Source organism: Paenibacillus sp. MT124, assembly GCF_058792755.1.
This window is the reverse complement of sequence record NZ_CM179500.1, coordinates 1934593-1954114: the sequence shown is the minus strand read 5'-3', so window position 1 is coordinate 1954114 and position 19522 is coordinate 1934593. Positions and strand designations below refer to the sequence as shown.

The window sequence follows — 19522 nt, the reverse complement described above, 5'->3', positions numbered from 1 at the left end:
CCACAGCACGGCAGCCATACATTAGAAACCCGTTAATAGTGATGTATATAGTCTAAACGTCCTAGTGGCGAAAATCAACACTTATTTCCAGTATTAAGGAACATGAATATACGTTGTTAAACTTCAAAAAATGAAGCGATTTTGACATGAAGATTCCTTACGGCATCTATGTATTCTGCATTCGTTCTACATACCCAATAAGCACAGCCAGCAGCTGTGCTTACTTCGCGGACCGTTACCCTTTGACAGGTGCAGTGGTCTGCCGGACAACCAGATTGGACGGCTCCGTAACAACCGGCGGAGAATAATCCGGGTTTTCAATCATCGCAATCAGATACTCAATCGACTTGATGCCGATCGAATAGATGTTTTGATTAATCGTGGTTAACCCCGGCTTAAATACCTGAGCGTAATACGTATTGTCGAAGCCAACGACTGAAATGTCTTCAGGCACGCTTAGACCGTGTTTCTCAATCTCATGAATTGCGCCGAACGCGGCCATGTCTGAAGCGCAGACGATTCCTGTTGGTTGATCTTTCAATGCCAGCAATCGCCGTGCAGCCTTGCTTCCCTCTTCAAAGGAGTAGTCACATACCTCCAGATACACGGTTGAATACGGAATACCGCACTCGCGCAATCCTTCACGGTAGCCTTCCAACCGAAGATTGGCTACGGCAGGGCCGAGTGTACCCGAGATATAGGCAATCTTGCGATGACCCAACTCATGCAGATGCTTAACACTCATTGCAATCGCATTGGAATTATCCGTAGTAATATATCCGGCCCGTTTGCCAAACAAGTCTGTATCAATAAACATGGTCGGAATCTCAGCTTGAACCAATTCCTCAATACTTTTGTTGTCTCTTCCTTCTCCGAACACAACAACGCCATCCACATTCCGGCTGCGGCAATGTTTGATAAACGAGTATCCCGGATCGTCGAACCGTGTGGACAAACGCACAAGATCATAACCGCTATTCTCCAGTGCTGTCTTAATCCCTTCCAGCAATTCCGAAACAAACGGATTGGTAAAAGGAACTGTGAGCAGCACCCCTACCGTCCATGAACGGCGTTTTACAAGTCCGCGTGCCACCACATTCGGTTGATATTTCAATAGTTCAATGGCTATATTGACTTTTTTGCGAGTTTTGTCACTTACATCGGGATAATCGTTCAGCACTTTGGAAACGGTTGCAACAGATACGCCCGCTTCTTTGGCCACATCATGGATAGAAGCCACCTGATCACCTCAACCTCTTTCAAATCCCCTGTCTCCGGCTGCATTTACTATGACATTCGGCAGGTTTGTCTACCCATTATAGCTTAAAACAGCCAGAAACGGTATCGCAGGATCCTGGAGTGCTAACAGCCTATATTTGCCTGTCCAGTTTTCTCAGATCCAGTGCGAGTTTCTCCATCGTGGTTGCGAATACCGCAAGTTCCTCCGAACGTGAAGCTTGGCGTCTCGCTCCTTGAGATGTGTGCTGCGACTCTTGTTGTACACTTCCAAGCTTCCTCATAATCTGTTCGAGATTCGTCTGAATTTTTCCCTGGGCCTCACGGGAACTTGCGGCAAGCTTCCGGACTTCACTTGCAACAACCTCGAACCCCCGCCCGAATTCGCCTGCATGTGCAGCTTCGATGGCGGCATTCAGGCCAACCAGATGACTTTGCTCCGAAATTTCACGAATGAGTTCTCCCATCTTGCCAATCTGATGGATCTCATCTGTTAATGCCTCCAGCAATTCATGGGCTTGATCCTGCGAGGCAGCGGTTTCTCTCGCGACGTCCGAAATAGCCTGGGCATTCTCGTTCAATTCACAGATCATTCCCGTCAGTTGCTGGGTAATCTGCGTAACAGCCGTCAGAGTATGCTCCTGTTCTGCAGCAAGCTGGTGCAGCTTTTCCTTTTCCTTCTTCTCATAAGCTTCAAGGACCAGCTGGGCGTCGAGATTAAACATTTTGCTCAGCGCCTGAATCACACGATGCCAGGAATCAGGGATGACTTGCTGAAATATGCTTGTTGCAATATCGAGATAAACCATATATGTCCCCAGGTAATAATCTTCAGATAATCCAATGCGTGAATGTACCAATCCAATCGCAATACGCTGTTCAATATAAGCCTCGTCCACTATGCCGTCCGTCATGGACAGCCAGTACATTTGCTGCGTTTCTTTCAATCGTTCAATGGAAGAAAACCGTGTAATCATCTCTGCGAGTTCAGGATACCCTCCGACATGATTATAGAAGTGATCCACCACGTCATGTACAACCTTTTGGAATACCGGCCTGTGGTCGGCAAGCAATTGCAGATCCACTCTGGTGAGTCCAATATAATCGAGTTGCTTTTGTCTTGCTGCAGTAATACTCATAACTAGTTCCTTCAACTCCTTAATAACTACTAAAAAACACCAATTTGTAAAATTACTGTACCGATTATAGACTAAATGGCCTAAGTTTACATATACCATTAGAACTAATTTGTCATGAATTTGACTTCTTGTGTCAGTTTTTCCGCGAATTTCATCGACTGTTCATGCAAAAAGACTCCTTCACCTGCCGTGAAGGAGCCTCACAGCAGGCATCAGGAGCCTGATCCGGAATGGTTTTGAACCTGTTAGCGATTCAGCAAACTGCCCACATAACGCAGCAGTTCATTTGCGCTGGCTGCCGTATATCCATGTTCTTCGATTAGGCGTTTGATAACCTCGTTCATCCGTTTCAATTGTGTAGCATCTGGTGTTTTGGTTGAAGTTGTAATCTTGACGATGTCTTTCAGGTCTGCGAACAGCTTCTTCTCAATCGCTTCCCGCAGTCGGTCGTGGCTGCTGTATTCAAACTTGCGCTCTTTGCGGGAGTATGCTGAAATTCGGATCAGAATCTCTTCCCGGAATGCTTTTTTCGCATTTTCGGATATGCCGATCTGCTCCTCAATCGAACGCATTAAACGCTCATCCGGATCCATCTCCTCATCAGTTAACGGATCACGGATTTTGGACCAGTTGCAGAAGGCCTCGATGTTATCGAGGTAATTTTCGAACAGCGTTTTGGCAGACTCTTCAAACGAATACACAAATGCTTTTTGCACTTCCTTTTTGGCCAGTTCATCATATTCTTTACGCGCCAGGGCAATAAAGTTCAAGTAACGCTCGCGTTCTTCTTTGGTAATGGAAGCATGCTGATCCAGACCGTCCTTGATTGCCCGTAAAATATCCAGCGCGTTAATGCACTGAAGGTTTTGCTTAATCAAAGCACTGGATATCCGGTTGATGACATAACGTGGATCGATGCCGGACATGCCTTCATCTAGATATTCATTTTGCATTTCACGCAGATCGGCTTCCTTGTAACCCTCAACTTCCTCACCATCATACATCCGCATCTTTTTGACGAGATCCATGCCTTGTTTTTTCGTTTCCTTCAGGCGGGTAAGTATGGAGAAAATGGCTGCGGTCCGCAGTGCATGCGGCGCAATATGAACATGTTTCATGTCACTTTGCTGAATGAGCTTTCCATAAATCTTCTCTTCTTCGGAGACCTTCAGATTATATGGAATAGGCATCACAATCATCCGGGATTGCAGGGCTTCATTCTTTTTATTCGAAATAAACGATTTGTACTCAGACTCATTGGTATGAGCAACGATCATCTCATCAGCACTGATTAAGGCAAACCGGCCTGCTTTGAAATTACCCTCTTGCGTTAGCGATAAGAGGTTCCACAGAAATTTTTCATCACATTTCAGCATCTCCTGGAACTCCATCAATCCACGATTCGCCTTGTTTAATTCCCCGTCAAAACGATACGCACGCGGGTCGGATTCGGAACCAAACTCGGTAATGGTCGAGAAGTCGATGCTGCCCGTGAGATCTGCGATATCCTGGGACTTCGGATCGGAAGGACTGAATGTTCCGATTCCTATTCGGTTGTCCTCGGAGATGATAACCCGTTCTACCTTGACCCGGCTGATATCCCCTCCATATTCGGTACGAAGTCTCATCTGGCAGGATGGGCACAGGTTGCCCTCAATACGGACACCAATCTCTTTTTCCACTTCGGGACGAAGCTCCAGAGGGATTAAGTGCAGGGGTTCCTCATGCATCGGGCATCCCTCGATGGCGTAAACGGCACCTTTTTCCGTCCGCGAGAACTGTTCAAGACCGCGCTTCAGCAAAGTGACGAGCGTCGACTTCCCTCCACTTACCGGACCCATAAGGAGCAAAATCCGTTTCCGTACATCCAGACGGCGTGCTGCCGAATGGAAATATTCCTCGACCAGCTTCTCAATGGAGCGATCCAGTCCAAAAATCTCCTGTTCAAAAAACTTATACCGCTTATGCCCCCCGACTTCTTCCACGCCAAATGATTCAATCATCTGATACACTCGTGCGTGAGCCGTCATTGCCGGAGTCGGGTCCTCTCTCAGCAGAGCAATATAATCTTTAAATGTTCCATTCCAAGACAAACGGTCACTCTCTGCCCGATATTCCGCAACGCGTTCAAAAATATTCATGCTTGGTACCTCCCATGGCTCCTTTAGTGTGATTGTCAACCATTCCGAATGGTATGAAGAAATCAATAGAATTGCAGCTCCTGCTTGAATACCAATCTGCGGTCCGGATTAGTCCCGCCACCCTCTGTCCAAACGTCTTGTATTGTTGTGAAAAGTGTATTACATACCTATGCGGCAAATCGGATAAGTTGACCTCTTTTTTTTCAATTCACGATTCAGAATTTCAGCTTTTCCCTGTTCTATCAGACATCTTGTGCCCTCAGAAAAAAAAGCACGGTTATGATATAATTAAGGTTCTAAATTCAGGGAACCGGACAACGTCCCGCCATGGACGACTTCTTGGGAAAGGAGGAGGAATGATGGCAGTACAATACGAGACCGAGTTATATTCGCCACTGAAAGCCTTTTTTGAAAAGCAGGGATTCCTGATCAAGGCTGAAGTCAGACATTGCGACCTCGTCGGAGTCAGATCTGATCAAGACGAGCCCCTTATTGTGGAGATGAAAAAAACCTTCAATCTCTCGCTGTTGCTTCAGGGGATGCAGAGGCTAAAGCTTAGTCCATTCGTTTATCTGGCTGTAGAGCGCAATCGGAGCAAACGCGGGGCTGTTAACCAGCGCTGGAGCGAACTCACAGCACTGTGCCACCAGCTCGGGCTTGGCTTGATTACGGTGACGTTCTATAAGACCAAGTCACCATTCATTGATGTGCTGTGTGAGCCTGCGGCATTGAACGGTACACACCGGATTCCTTCCCGTAAAGGTGGGGTAAGGCGTCAACGGCTGCTGAGGGAATTTGAAGAACGCAGCGGAGACTACAACACGGGCGGCAGTACCCGCAGGCAGCTGGTAACCGCATACCGGGAGAAGGCGCTGCGTGTTGCCTCTGCCCTGCGAAGCCAAGGTGAAGCTTCTCCTGCCCTACTCGCAAGACAAACCGGCATCGGATCGGCTGCAGCCATTTTGCAGAAAAATTACTATGGGTGGTTCGAACGATTGTCACGTGGTAAATACGTACTTACGATCAAAGGGGCACAAGCCCTAACCGAGCATTCTCATATGCTGGAAGACCATGATACGTTGGAGCATGATCTAATGGTGCCAGGGAGTCTGAACTCCTCCGAGGATTTTATTGTGGAAGAGCTAGGAGAAATTGCGGAGGCAACGGAGCAGTATCGGGTACTCCAAAACGAAGCTTCTGGCCAATCGTCCAAAAATAAATAAACAGTTAATTAAATCAAGATAAATGTTTCAGCAATCATGATGCATACAAAAGAGCCTGTCATCTCCGAGGAGATGACAGGCTCTTGCTAAATGATTCTATATAATAGCGATTAGAAGCTTGCTGCTACTTCAGCTGCCAATTTCAGGCCAGCATCCACGATCTCTTGGGAACGATCAGGTGAAGCATTGTGACCTTCAACGATAACGAGCTCAGGGTTTTGGATACCCCAGAAGTTCAGTACGTTTGTTACATATTTTACGGACATTTCAGCAGATGCCATTGGCTCAACGGAGTAAACGCCGCCACGTGCATTCAGCAATGCCACTTTTTTGTCGCCAACCAAACCTACAGGGCCTTCAGCTGTGTATTTGAACATTTTGCCAGCTTGGCTCAGGTAGGAAATGTAGTTTACCAGTGGAGCAGGAACAGTGAAGTTCCACAGTGGGAATGCAAATACTACTTTGTCAGCTGCCAGGAATTGATCTTGCAATTGTGCTGCGAGTGCAGCAGCTTGCTGCTCTTCAGCAGTTGCTTCGATACCGTTAGCTGCTTTATATCCACCTGTAATTACAGTGTTACCGTAGTAAGGGATATCTGTATTGTAGAGATCCAGCTCAGTGATGGTGTCACCTGGGTGGGATTCTTTGTATGCGCTCAAAAATGCATCGTACAATTTTACGCTGACTGCTTGATCCGCAGGACGGTCGTTTGCTTTTACAAATAGAATATTGGACATGTTCGTTCCCCCGTTAATTAAAATATATGAGTGTTTCTCCTGAAATCGCGTTGAGTACAACATATATAAAGAAAACAACAACTCATTAATACATATTATATATAAAAATGTTAGTGGATGCAATAACGTAATTACTTTGGGTTATGAACTCTTTTTATTTGTTCTTCAAAATTTCATATATTTACTTAGGAATCGCAGTTCTCACTTTCTTTTGAAGAAAGCCGCTCTCGCTCTCTTAATCATTCTGCTAATTGCGAGCAGTGAATTCTGAGATAGCTTCACTGATCAGGTTCATGCCCAGCAGCAGCTCGTCGCGTCCAGGATGACTAAAATTCAATCGAATGTGACGGTGATCCTGGACACCCGTGGAGCAGAGAGAACCTGGCAGAAAGGATACACCTTTGGAAAGTGCCACTTTGAGCAATGCTCCGCTATCCAGCCCCTCGGGGAGTTGAACCCACAGGTACATGCCCCCTTTGGGGATGGTATATTGAACCCCTTTCCAGCCAGGCCTTTTGAGCAACTCAAGCATCAGCTTCAGTCTGATTTTGTACTCCCGGTTTAGCATGGAGAGATGGTCACTCCATTTAAATGGAGACTGGGCGAGCAGCTGGTATAATAACCGCTGATTCATTGGACTGGATTGCCCGTCTGCAATCCGTTTGACTGAAGCCATGGCTTGTATCAAGGCAGGATGTCCTGCTGCCCAGCCCGTGCGCAGTGCAGGTGCAACCGTTTTGCTGAACGAACCAATATACAGTACATGCCCGCCTTGATCAGCAGTATCAAGCGCAAATAACGAAGGAAACCTGCGATAGAAGTCTGCCGTCTCCAGACCGTCGAAGTGAAGCTCTCCATACGAGTCATCCTCAACAAGCAAAACCCCGTAACGAGAGCACAGATCAAGCACAGCCTCTCTCCGTTCCATGGACCATAGCACGCCCGTCGGATTCGAGAAGCTTGGCGCAGCAAAAAGCAGCTTCGGTCTAAGCTGCTGCATGTGGTGCTCCAATAGATCTGGCAATATGCCGTCTGAATCGCCAAGGACAGGCACAATTTTGGCCCCTTGCATTTCCAGAACTTCAAGACAACCCGGAGAAGTAGGGTGTTCTACCAATACGGAATCCCCTGGCTCCAGCAGCAGACGCATCACCAAATCAATTGCCTGCTGGGTTCCTGTGGTTAATAAAATCTGCTCTGGCACTGTACGTATGTCTTTTCGGATATTCCAGTCCGTGTCCAGCCACTCTCTCAGAGGTCTGTAGCCTGCTGGCTCACCATACTGAAGAGCAGATGGCCCAGAACTGAATACAGATACGGCCGCTTCTTCCAGCAGCTTGAACGGAAATAATTCCTCTGCAGGTAACTCTTCGGCCAGAGAAATGAAATAATCCCGGCCAGACATCTCACGAATATCCCGGAGTGGTGAAGACAACAGCCTGTTTGTACGGGAGGCGAAGAAATATTTCATCGGTCCGTTCCCCTTTCATCAATTCCGAACTGTTCTCGCAGTCCACAGCCACTTCAACCTATTCCTGCTGAGCGCCGAATATGACGATTGGACCTGCCTCCTGATTCACATCCTGTACCTTTATAAATGAAGAATGGTTATCAGGATAGCGTCTTGGCCTGTCTCGCATATAAGGCATAGCGTTCAATAGCTTGTGCGCGACTGCTTACATCCAACTTCACATAGATTTTGCGCAGATAGTTATCAATGGAACGTCGGCTGACGTTAATCTCACTGGCTATTTTATCATAGGTTACGCCCTGAACAATTCTTTCCATGATAAAAGTTTCGGTTTCTGTCAGTTCCACCAGAAATTCTTCTCCCGGAGAGTCAGACGGCTGAGCCCATTCAGTGCTTGTAAGCCAGGAGATCGGAATGGATACGCAACCCTCCCGCAACCCGGAAATAAGGTGAATCAGCTGGCTAGGGGAAGCCTGTTTCGACAGCATGCCGCTTGCACCAAGACCCATAAGATGACGAAACAACTTCACATTGTCTTCATCTGTCAAAATAATAACATGACTATGCACGGATGCATTCTTCATCTGAGTTATATATGGATCTGCTTGCCCTTCAGGAAGCCGATAATCCATTAAAATGAGATCAGGTTGATGGATCTTCACTAATTCTAGTCCTTCTGTACCTGTTGAGGTCATTCCCCGTACAAGTAAATCCTGTTGCTCTTCCAATATCAATTTGGTACCCAGCATGCTGGTGGGGTGGATATCTACGATGACCACCTGCCATACTTTTTTCATGATTGTTCCCCCTGGTTATGTATTGGACAAATACTTTTCTACTTTTTTGCCTTGATTCTATCACCATACTTGCGACAGTCCACGTATAGAAGAAGTAAAGTCGAATAATGTCGAAATATGATGAATAAATGGATGAACAGCCATACAGCTGTTTTATTTCACCAAAACTGCATCGTGACATTGCAATATATATGCCTCACTCATGCAAAATATAGTATAATTTTCCTGCATCTCTAGCTAAAAAGGTCGAAAATCCTGCCCAAAGTTCCTACTTATTGCATCTATAAGAAATTGTATCCTAGGACTTCCATCCGATGCAATCTCTTTTTATCCTATTGATTAAAGAATTTCATTTTTGCGTAATCAATAGTGACATGATAGAATGAGGATTGGAATTTTTATTACCTATTAATAACCAGGAGTGATGATATGAAACCTTCTACTCAACCTTCTGACATCCATCACACCCGGAGCGCCAAAGGCAAGGCCGGATCTTCAGTCAAGCTTTTTCTGGTCATGTGGATTGTTCTCATTGCACTGGGAGTTTTGGGAACCTACTACTATAGTAACCATCTTCAGAAGCAGATGCTTAGTCAGATTCAGGCCCATAATCAGCAGCAGATTGCCGCGCTAAAAGCAGACTACGAAAATCAGCTAACAACGATATCGAAGGAAGTAGCCGACCTGCAGGGACAAGTTCAATCCTTCAATGAGCTGCTGACGTTTACTAAGGATAATGCAAGCGACAAAACGGATAACAGCAATAAGTTGTACACCCAGCTGAGCGAAGTCAAAAAGCAACTGGAAACCCTCCAGAAAAAGATGGACCTGCTCAAATGATTACACCCGTAAAACAGGTTAATCGTTTTTTTATGCTTGCACTTGCTCCTTTTATTGGATTGATCATCTGTTTGCTGCTGCTTCGCCCCCCGCTTGAACCCGGGGATTTGATTCATTCCGGACTGTCAGAGGAAACGATTACTCCCCAGACCCAGGCTATACGCCAGGAGCTTACTGGGGCCAAGGAAGCTGCCGTTCAAACTTCTTCTTCTATTAAAAGAACGACAGAGCTGTATAATCGTACGACCAGTACGATGTCTACCATTGTACAATCCGCGTCGGTACAAGCCGCACGTCCGGAAACGATATACAACCAGCGTATTTCGTCCAAGCTTGGCGTTCCCATTGAACGGGTAAACAGTGACCGGCTTACGATTGAACTCTATCGAGTAAATCCTGGCACGTACAAGGGTTACGCGATGAAAGTTAAACTGAAGGACCCTACGGCCATGAAAATGGCTATGAGCAGTGAACCAGGAAAAGCCGAGACAACCATGCAGGCCGTTAAGCGAAATGGTGCGATCGCCGGAATCAATGCAGGCGGATTCGCAGATAGCGGTGGCAAACGATACCCGCTCAGCACAACGGTCATGGACGGTAAATATGTGAACGGCTTCCAAGCCAGTTTCAAGGATCTGTTTTTTGTAGGACTTAACGATACGGGCAAACTGGTAGGCGGCAAATTTTTTGATAAAAACTCACTGGACCGCCTTAAACCACAGTTCGGCGCAACTTTTGTACCTGTCCTGCTTCAGAACGGCAAGAAAACAGCCATTCCTGCCAAGTGGAAGGTGTCGCCCAAGAGGGCTCCGCGTACCGTAATTGGCAATTACAAGGATGATCAGCTGCTTATTATCGTCGTGGATGGATATAACGAAAGCGGAAGCTCTGGTGCGACTCTTGAGCAGCTTCAGGGTCGATTATACAAACTGGGCGTAGTGGATGCCTACAATCTGGATGGCGGCGGCTCCTCCTCGCTAATCCTGAACAATCGGGTTGTGAACAATCCATCAGACGGCAATCTCAGACCTGTGCCTACTCACTTTTTATTTTACAAATGATCCTGTATAGGCATTCCTTTTCTTCCCTTATTGGTTATAATAGAAGAAAGTGCTAAATGTACAGGAGGTGGCAAGTGTATGTCGTTCTCATTGACATTCTGGATTATTGCAATTGTACTTGCATTGTTCATGACAGGCATTTTCACTGCAGCCTACAACAACGACAAAACCAAGGGCCTTTAATGGCCAAGCCTCTCCTTGTGAGGGGCTTTTTTATTGTGATCATATACCAAGAGACAAGGCTTAAAAGAATGCTGTAATTCTTCTAAGCCTTGTCTCTCGGGGTACAGCATCGACATTGTTGAAGCTATTGCTGATGATACATTTTACCGGCTCGTCCTCTCGCATCAAGAGTTAACCACCCGTTCATGGCGAATAGGCAATGGGATCTCTTGTGGAACCTGTCTGCAAACTGAACCGCCCTCCACCAATGTAACGTAGATTCGTTCATGATCTACCGGTTCTCCGGCAATAATTTTGATTAACTGCTCCGCTGCAAGGGAACCCCACTTCCTTTTGGAATAATCAATGGTGACCAGCCTTGGTTGAACATATTTGCTCAGTTCAATGTTGTCAAAACCGATTACATCAATATCCCGGCCAATCTGCAGCTCACTTTCGGCCAAGCGATTACACAGACCAATGGCCATCTCGTCATTGAGACAGAATACTGCAGCCGGTCTCGTATACTCTTGAATAATGAACTCAGCAGCCTGCTCTCCGCCACTTTTCTCAAAATCTCCCACAATCTCGATCCATTCCACATTTGCTTCCCGCTCGGTCACTTGTCTTACCGCTTTCATACGCTGTGCCGAGTCAAATGAACCCTCCGGACCGGTTACGACATATATCTTCGTATGTCCTTGCTCAATCAGATGTTCCATAGCCAGTGTAGCTCCTGCCTTGTTATCCAGCAGTACCTGATTGATATTCGGATGATGAAGCTCCCGGTCAAGAACGACAATTTTGTGTCCCCGATCGGCATATTGCAGCAGCTCCTCGCTGGCAAACGTATGATCGAGTATAACGGCTCCATCAATCATTCGCTCCGGAAGCATCCGGTGGGACTGCTTGCCACTGCAGACAATCAAGTCATAACCCTGAGCGTTGCAAACTGTTTTCATGCCACTAAGCAAATCCCCGTATACATCCCCGCTAAAGTCTGTCAGAAATACACCGAGAATTTTGGATTCCCTTTTCTTCAACGTTCGTGCGGCAGCGTTCGGAACATAGTTCAGCTCTTTGGCAATGGCCAAAATTTTGGAGCTGGTCTCATCTGTCACTTTATTGCTGCCATTCAGCGCATAAGACACGGTGGAGATCGAAACCCCCGCCTTTTTGGCGATATCCTTGATACTGACCACAATCTTCGCTCCCCTGTTATGTTCATCAGGCCCTCCGGGCTGGAGGACCTGACTTCTTGAATAGTTGGTAAACGGACTAACCTCTTATCTGATGACACTCCGGTTACAGAATCTTCTTTCGATCGCTGTTACCCCAGAGGTCTTCTGCCATTTTTAGCTGTAAATCTCGATCACATTACCTTCGGCCAGACCTTGTTCAAGGGTTGTACGTGAAATACGCAGTCCCCCCTGACGATAAGGCTGCCGCAGTCTCGTCGAATCCAGTTCCTTGCCGTTCAACAGCACACGTTGTACCGGTTCTCCGCCAAGATGATAAACAAAGGTCACGTTCTTTCCGTTATATTGGAAATCAAAGTGCAGGCCATCCAGACTTGCCGGAAGGATGGGATCAATGACGAGATCCTCTTCCTCTTGACGAATGCCCAGTGCGTTCGAGATCAGTTGGTTCATGTAAATCCCTGGTCCGCTGGAATAGATTCTCCAGCCGCCTTTTACCTGGACATCACCGGTGCGAAGCTTATCGAACTGCTCCTGTGCATCGTAGCGGTTGTTAAATTTACCATCAGAACTGCTGAAGTAAGCATTGCTCTGGCGGAGATCCGCATTAGGCACGACTTGCTGAATACCCACAGGGTTGATGATGCCAAGGCCGTTCCATACTTCCTCGGGATTACCAAGTTTCGCCATGGCTTCAATGTAGCGAATATGTGCATGCACATATTGCAGACCAACTTCACGACCGAAGTTGGACGCCTGTTCTGCACGTTTGAAATGTGTGCTTACCCCTCCATCGTATTGAGCTGGGCGGTTCATAAGCCGCACACCGTCCGGACAGAACAATTTTTCCTTAATCAAACGATAGTGGGACGCCGCCTGTTCGGGCTCCAGAAGCTCGGCAATCATGCTGCGTGTCATTGGCAACAGACGGTACTGAATGCCAGTCTCGCTGTCATCCGGATGCAGCATCCGCTTGGCTTGCTCTGGATCTTCCATATATACGAAACCAGGAATAACGTCGGTATCCAGCATATATTTGTTGAAGTCCTTTTTAACTCCTGCAGCCATACTGCTTAACTCTGCCGCTAGTTCCGGCTTCACAGGCACAAGTGCTCTGGATAGCTGACTCAGTGTTTGATACGTAAGGGCAACGGTCCAGCTGCTGACCATATACTGTTTCAGTTGGGCATTCGCGGGTTGAAGTGTATCATCCCAGTCTCCATCACCATACGAGGAAAGGAATGTATCGTGCAGGAAGTGGCTGCGGATATATTCGAGCTCTTTCTGCGCATGCTCCAGCACTGATGCTTTCTCTTCACTAAAATGGAAACCATGTTTAACGGTGTAAGGAACCTCTTCATCCAGAATGGAGTAATCCTTGGTCGCAATCAGGTAGTCACTCAGTACTTTAAGCGGCCATACAATGATGTCTCCATGGCTCTCTTCCTGCTGAATTTTGAAATAACGGTCAAACATGAACCATTGCGGCCAGTTGCCGTCATCCTCATACTGATGCGAATACACCATTTTCAAAATATCGCGGACCTGTTCATATTTCTGCGTAGCCATAAAGTATTCGACAGGCCCCTGACATACATCCCGTGTTCCCCAAGCTGCGCCGCCATATTGCTCCAAACCGTGCGGAACGGAGTAATGGACCAGCATATTATGGGTATACCACCACGCAAGCGCATTGACCTTGAACAACTCTTCTGCGTTTGGCTTCCCAGGACGCGACAGATGGAACCCGTTCATGACATCCGCATAAAATGCACGATATGCATTAACTTCCTCCTCGAAGCTGCGTGTGGACAACACCACACTATCTCCTTCAAGCAGGCCTTGAATGGTCATTGTCCATTCAGCCGTACTCCCCAGCTGCAAGGTGAAAATGGATCCGTCACCCGAATTTACACCACTCGCCAGTCGGGTCTCGTCGCCTACTTTCATTCCCGCTCCGCTCACCGACATGCGATATTCCAGATTCGGGTATTCCTTGGCGCTGAGGCTGTCCGTATTCGCCTTAATGCGAAGTTCACCGTTCTGTTCGGTGATACGGGCAGGCAATTCGTATTCATTCACATTCATGGTGATCTGATTAGTGATCAGGTAGCGATAAGCGATTCCTTTTTCCGATTTCACATGCAAACGTATTTCAGGAGTATCCAGTGTTGTATAGTTCGTGACAATCAGCGTGTCCTGATCCGTTTTGTAATACCAACGCACATAGTTGAAGCCCATCTCGAAGAGAGACGGCATGGTGAGCAGATGGAAGACTCCGCCCATTTCCACGTAGATCCGCTGACCGGAGGATTTCGCGATATTCAGCGCACTGCGGGCATTGCTCATCATTTTGTTAAAGTTCGTATTGCCCACAACGATGTGTGAGTTAAAAATACCGTACATATAGGAAGTCGTCGTAATCACATTCTCGCCCAGTTTCACATTGTTTCCACTCATCAGAATATGACCGTGCGGACGCTCCACGCGCAGTTCCTTTTCCTTGAGGACGATATGCTCATAAGTGTCTGTGAAAAAAGCCAACAGTTCGCCATCGGCACGTTCTTCCTGTTGTCTGGTTGAAGCCGGGAAAAGAGCATTCACTTCGTCATCAGACATAGCCAAAGTACGAAGCGGCTCACCCAGAGTCGGGTTCAGGGAGACTTTAGGCAAATTGTTGGCAGAGCTAGCTGCAACAGCTGCGTTCCCTGTACTTTTCGCTTCATATTCGTTCCAGGCCTGTTCCACAACATCCTTATATTCCAGTTCCTTAATGGCTGCCGCATGATTTGCCTGGAACAGGCCGTAGAATACAAAGCGGGCTTCGCCATTCAAAACCACGGTTTCTGACTGAAGGGCAGTATACGCAAATTCATATTGATATACTTCATTCGCCAGCGACGATTTAAGCAGGCTTTCCGGAATGTTCGTTTCCTTGTAGCTTAAGCCAAAGAATTGGAATCCATCGGTTGAATACCCCGTAGCACGAGTTAGAGATCCCTGCTGCACATAAGGAAATACCCCACCCTGGGGTTGATTTTGCCTGGATGCTACGACATAGCCCCATTTGTCATCCTCGAAGACTGTATGATCGATATATTGCGAAAGATAGGCTTCATTGCTTCGTACCGCTCCGGGGTCAGCTATGCCAATGTCTTGGCCGTAGATGACATCCACTTTTTCCCCGTGGCCGTTAACCGTTACATCCCAGAACCAGACTCCCCGAGCTGACGGTGCAAAAACAACCTGATAAGTCACACCTTCCGCATTTCCCGCCCACACCAAGCGGTCTCCGTCCTGTTGAACCTGGCTCTCGGAATGGATGCCGAGCATGGGAACATAACGAATACTGGATTCGTCATGAAAACGCAAATAGAGATTATTCACGGCCCCGTCCACCGGGCTTGTCATTAATTGATTGATCATGGCCTGTCCACTTACAGCCTGGAACAGATCACCGCTCTCCCAGAATGTGAAGTTCAGCTCGCCGGCTTGAATGTTGATTTGCGATCTAGTCATCGTATTCATGTATCTATTCATATCCTCCTATCCTGCCTTCTTCCCCTGCCAAGCAGCCTTGAAGAAGGCAGTGCAGCTTCACTGCATTTTTATGCTAAAATCCAATCACTCACTACACCAACTTGAATGTGCTTTCCAGGGTATCGCGGCTGTTAGGGCCGACAAAAATCTGGAATGTCCCTTTGTCACTGCGGTAAGTCAGATCGGAATGATGATAACGAAGTTTTTCCTCACTTAACGAAAATGTAGCCGTACCACTCTCGCCTGGCTCTAGTGCAAGCTTCGTATAACCCTTCAGCTCACGCATCGGTCGTACGACCTCACCGGTTACGTCACGCACATAGAGTTGAACTGTCTCCACACCTGCGCGCTGTCCGGTATTCGTTACACGAACCTGGATGCTGATCGTTTGATCGGCAGTCATCTCCTGGCTGGAGACTTCCAAATCACCGTATTCAAACGAGGTGTATGACAAGCCATAACCAAACGGAAGGAGTGGATCGTTCGGGCTATCTATATACTTTGAAACATAACGTTCTTCCGTTTTCTCCGGGTTCAGAGGGCGTCCTGTGTTGAAATGGTTATAATACACCGGGATCTGACCGACGGACTGCGGGAACGACATCGTCAAACGTGCAGATGGATTCACTACGCCTGTGAGAACATCAGCAATGGCTGCTCCGCCTTCACTGCCCGGGAACCACGCTTCAAGTACGGCATCCGATTCTTCAAACACACCATGCAGATCCAAAGGACGACCATTAAAAATTACGCTAACTATCGGTTTGCCTAACGTCTTCAACTGTTTGATGAGTTCAAGTTGAGCTGCTGGCAGACGAATATCGGTACGCGAACCACCTTCACCGCTCATTTCCGAATCTTCACCCAGAGCCAGAACGATAAGGTCAGCCTTACTCGCCGTTTCCATGGCTTCAGTGATTTGTTCCGAGGTGATCGTGTGAACGCCACTTCCTTGGGCCATGTGAACCTGTCCATGCTGCAGACGCTCCTGCAGTGCCGTTCCCAGCTTGACAGCATCCGCCTTCACGCCTTCACAAGACCACCAGCCGAGAATGTCTTCACTCTGGGCAAAAGGCCCAATCAATGCGACATTCGCTTCCGGCTGAAGCGGAAGCACGCTGTTATCATTTTTGAGCAAAACAGCCGATTTGGTTGCCAGCTCGTAGGATACCTGACGATGTTCCTTCGAGAATACAATCTCGCGCTCGCGTTCCGGATCAGCGGCACGAAGTGGATTGTCGAACAATCCCAGTTTTTCTTTTAGCTGCAGAATACGGAATACAGCTTCATCGATAAGCTTCTCTTCCACTTCACCGCTCTGGATCAGCTCAGGCAGATGATTAACATAACAAGGGGTCATCATCTCGATATCCACGCCTGCGCGAATGGCACGGTATGCCGCTTCGCGATCATCTTCAGCTGCACCATGTGCAATCATCTCGCGGATGGAAGCCCAATCCGAAATCAATACACCATCGAAGCCCCACTCGTCACGTAAAATGTCACGCATCAGCTTTTCATTGCCGCTCGCTGGGATGCCATCTACTGTATTGAACGAAGACATCACCATTTCGACGCCTGCATCCAGGGCAGCTTTGTATGCTGGCAAATAATACTCACGCAGATTACGCTCGGACATATCTACGGTGTTATAGTCACGTCCGCCTTCTGCAGCACCATACGCTGCAAAGTGTTTGACGCAAGCAGCGAGACGATCTGGCTCATCTTTCAAATCGTCTCCCTGATACCCACGTACAAAAGCCGCTGAGAACAGGCTGTTGAGGTACGGATCTTCGCCTGTCGTCTCCATCACGCGGCCCCAGCGCGGGTCACGAACCAGATCCACCATTGGAGAAAATGTCACATGCAAACCGGATACTGCGGATTCGCGTGCAGCAATCTCTGCACTTTTCTCAGCCAAATCCGTATCCCATGAACACCCAATCGCCAGTGGAATCGGGAAAATCGTTTTAAAACCATGCACGACATCCGCCATAAACAACAGCGGAATACCGAGACGGCTTTTTTTCAGATAGGCTTGCTGTACATCAATAATGGCCTGTGCGCCTGACAAGCCCAGGATGGAGCCGCTGGCAACGACAGATTGCTCTGTAATCCCCATTTCTTCCATCGGTCCAGTAATCTGGCCTTGGGCATCCGTCCCTTCGTAAAAATTGGCGGTCAATTGAAGAAGCTGAGCTGTTTTCTCCTCCAGCGTCATCTGTTTGACCAGGTCAAGCAACTGCTCATTATTCATATCCGTTATCCTCCACTGCATGTTGTTGAAATAAAGAACCCGGCTGCGTTCGGGGAGAGACCGCGCACCGGGTTCAGAATGTTACTTCAGATTGTTCAGCTCATCCAGAACTGGTTGAACCAGTGACATTTTGCTGTTCACCCATTCTTTCCAGTTGGCTTCCAAATCGCCGCTTTTCAGAATCAGGTTGGCATACTCGTTTTGGTATTCAAATGTAGCCTGGTTTTTCGCTTTGGAATCATACAATTGAACATCCCAATCGTAGGTAGCGAGTGCACCGCCCTCAGTTCCGAGCTTCGCTTTATCTTGGAAGTGTTTAACCGCTCTGTCACGATATTCTTGTTTGATCGCCGGGTTAATCATGCTGAAATCGTCACCCAGCAGGTACAAACCTTCGAAACGGCTTGGATATTTATCTTCCAGGGTAGTTCCTTCAGGCAACAGGCTTACCAATTCGTTGTTCTCGCCATATTTCCAGTCTTTGTCTTTGAAGCCCATGTTCAGAAGCAGCTGTCCTTCTTCACTGATGGAGTAGTCCATCAGATCCATGATACGCTCGAATTTCTCATCGCTAATATCCGGGGAGAAGATGGTCGCGGACCAGTAGTTTACTTGCTCCAGGTTACGATACTTGCCATCGTCGCCTACAACGATCGCTGTGTGAACCAGCTCATCGCTATCAACACCAAGGTTTTTCTTCATTTGAGTATCCATATCTTGTCTGTAGGATGCCAGACCGCCAAGGCTTGTCACAGCAGCTACACCGTTAACTCTGAAATTGTCGCTGCCTTCGCTGTTTTTCCAAGTATAGAACTCAGGGTTAAGCAGGCCTTTTTGATAAGCTTCTTGCATCAGTTTCAAACCTGTAAGGGTTTCAGGATCTGCAGGACCCCAGTGATATTTGCCATCTTCACCTTTGTAGAAAGCAGATTCAACACGAGCATGCTCGCTGTTGGCAACAACGATGTTTGTCAATGCATCATCAGCGTTGTAGGACAACGGAACAAGTTTGTTTCCAACTTTACCTGGATCCTTGTCTTTAACCAGTTGTGCATACTCCATCAGTTCGGAAGTTGTATAAGCATCTTTCAATTCGAACCCAACGGCTTCTGCCCAGTCTTTACGCAGTGCAATGACACCAATTTGGTTCACCAGCGGATCTGCCGGTTTGTTTTCAAAATATACAGGTCTAGGCAGGATGTACGTGCCGCCTTTCAATTCTTCCAGCTTCTCACCAAGGCCAGTCAGCTTGTAAGCTGCCGCCACGTTAGGCCAGCGCTCTTTCCAGTCATCCGGGAATTTGTAGAGCAAACCTTGGTCGATATAGTTCATGGCATCGCCGTGTACATAGTTCCAGCTGGCTACGTCAGGAAGGTCACCGGAGTTGATCCACAGACGAAGCTTCTCGCCCCATGAATCCCACTCTACGAAGTTGTAATCCCAAGAGATATTGAATTTGTCCATCCAGTATTTGTGGAACTCATTATCCATTTGGCCATCTTTCAGTTGAATCGTACTTGCTACGGAAATATCCAGCTTATCTTTGTAGTTTCCGTTTTCGTCTTTCTCGTTACTTCCCGAAGCACCTTCGCTCGAACAAGCGGTCACCATCAGCATGACTACACTAAGCGTGATGGCAAAGAGTGATCGTACAGATAACTTCTTCTTCGTTTTCATGTTTTACCCCCATGGTTTTGTTAGAATTTTTGACTCAAAATC

General features: G+C 47.4%; 13 protein-coding genes. 3 read left to right on the top strand and 10 right to left on the bottom strand.

Going from position 1 to position 19522, the window contains the following annotated elements; genetic code table 11:
• Window positions 1-235: 235 nt before the first annotated feature.
• From AC3RCI_RS09170 to AC3RCI_RS09160, 3 genes are all read right to left on the bottom strand, one after another.
• Entirely contained in the window at window positions 236-1240 is a 1005-nt protein-coding gene (locus tag AC3RCI_RS09170) for a LacI family DNA-binding transcriptional regulator (RefSeq protein ID WP_492473625.1), read from the bottom strand.
• Between the two features lie 130 nt (window positions 1241-1370).
• Window positions 1371-2375, bottom strand: coding sequence for a protoglobin domain-containing protein (locus tag AC3RCI_RS09165; RefSeq protein WP_336779385.1), 1005 nt, complete (start codon window positions 2373-2375; stop codon window positions 1371-1373).
• Between the two features lie 245 nt (window positions 2376-2620).
• A complete protein-coding gene (locus AC3RCI_RS09160) occupies window positions 2621-4516 on the bottom strand; it encodes a PrkA family serine protein kinase (RefSeq protein WP_492528695.1) in 1896 nt (631 codons plus the stop codon).
• Window positions 4517-4875: 359 nt separating this feature from the next.
• Between AC3RCI_RS09160 and AC3RCI_RS09155 the strand changes: the two genes are divergently transcribed.
• The gene (locus AC3RCI_RS09155) at window positions 4876-5739 is read left to right on the top strand and encodes a DUF2161 domain-containing phosphodiesterase (RefSeq protein ID WP_492529854.1); all 864 of its coding nucleotides are present in this window, start codon (window positions 4876-4878) and stop codon (window positions 5737-5739) included.
• 110 nt (window positions 5740-5849) lie between these two features.
• Here AC3RCI_RS09155 and AC3RCI_RS09150 read toward each other — a convergent pair whose 3' ends face one another.
• From AC3RCI_RS09150 to AC3RCI_RS09140, 3 genes are all read right to left on the bottom strand, one after another.
• Window positions 5850-6539 (bottom strand): FMN-dependent NADH-azoreductase, encoded by a 690-nt coding sequence (locus AC3RCI_RS09150; RefSeq protein WP_371859981.1) that lies wholly within the window; start codon window positions 6537-6539, stop codon window positions 5850-5852.
• Window positions 6540-6723: 184 nt separating this feature from the next.
• A complete protein-coding gene (locus tag AC3RCI_RS09145; RefSeq protein ID WP_095288256.1) occupies window positions 6724-7947 on the bottom strand; it encodes an aminotransferase-like domain-containing protein in 1224 nt (407 codons plus the stop codon).
• A gap of 140 nt (window positions 7948-8087) precedes the next feature.
• Entirely contained in the window at window positions 8088-8744 is a 657-nt protein-coding gene (locus tag AC3RCI_RS09140) for a response regulator transcription factor (protein ID WP_095359066.1), read from the bottom strand.
• A 429-nt stretch (window positions 8745-9173) separates the two neighbouring features.
• Here AC3RCI_RS09140 and AC3RCI_RS09135 point away from each other — a divergent pair, with 429 nt between their 5' ends.
• A complete protein-coding gene (locus AC3RCI_RS09135; RefSeq protein ID WP_336779383.1) occupies window positions 9174-9584 on the top strand; it encodes a hypothetical protein in 411 nt (136 codons plus the stop codon).
• On the top strand, window positions 9581-10645 hold the full coding sequence (locus AC3RCI_RS09130; RefSeq protein ID WP_492528693.1) for a phosphodiester glycosidase family protein: 1065 nt from the start codon (window positions 9581-9583) through the stop codon (window positions 10643-10645). Before AC3RCI_RS09135 ends, AC3RCI_RS09130 begins: the two co-directional genes overlap by 4 nt.
• A gap of 347 nt (window positions 10646-10992) precedes the next feature.
• Here the strand turns inward: AC3RCI_RS09130 and AC3RCI_RS09125 are convergent, their stop codons facing one another.
• From AC3RCI_RS09125 to AC3RCI_RS09110, 4 genes are all read right to left on the bottom strand, one after another.
• Window positions 10993-12009: a substrate-binding domain-containing protein gene (locus AC3RCI_RS09125; protein ID WP_154895917.1), complete on the bottom strand. Its 1017-nt coding sequence runs from the start codon at window positions 12007-12009 to the stop codon at window positions 10993-10995.
• Window positions 12010-12162: 153 nt separating this feature from the next.
• Window positions 12163-15534 carry a GH36-type glycosyl hydrolase domain-containing protein gene (locus AC3RCI_RS09120; protein WP_492528691.1) on the bottom strand — a complete coding sequence of 1124 codons (3372 nt, stop codon included), beginning with the start codon at window positions 15532-15534 and terminating at the stop codon, window positions 12163-12165.
• Window positions 15535-15637: 103 nt separating this feature from the next.
• Entirely contained in the window at window positions 15638-17803 is a 2166-nt protein-coding gene (gene bglX / locus AC3RCI_RS09115) for a beta-glucosidase BglX (protein ID WP_492528689.1), read from the bottom strand.
• An 81-nt stretch (window positions 17804-17884) separates the two neighbouring features.
• Window positions 17885-19480 carry a type 2 periplasmic-binding domain-containing protein gene (locus AC3RCI_RS09110; RefSeq protein WP_153977724.1) on the bottom strand — a complete coding sequence of 532 codons (1596 nt, stop codon included), beginning with the start codon at window positions 19478-19480 and terminating at the stop codon, window positions 17885-17887.
• Window positions 19481-19522: the final 42 nt, after the last annotated feature.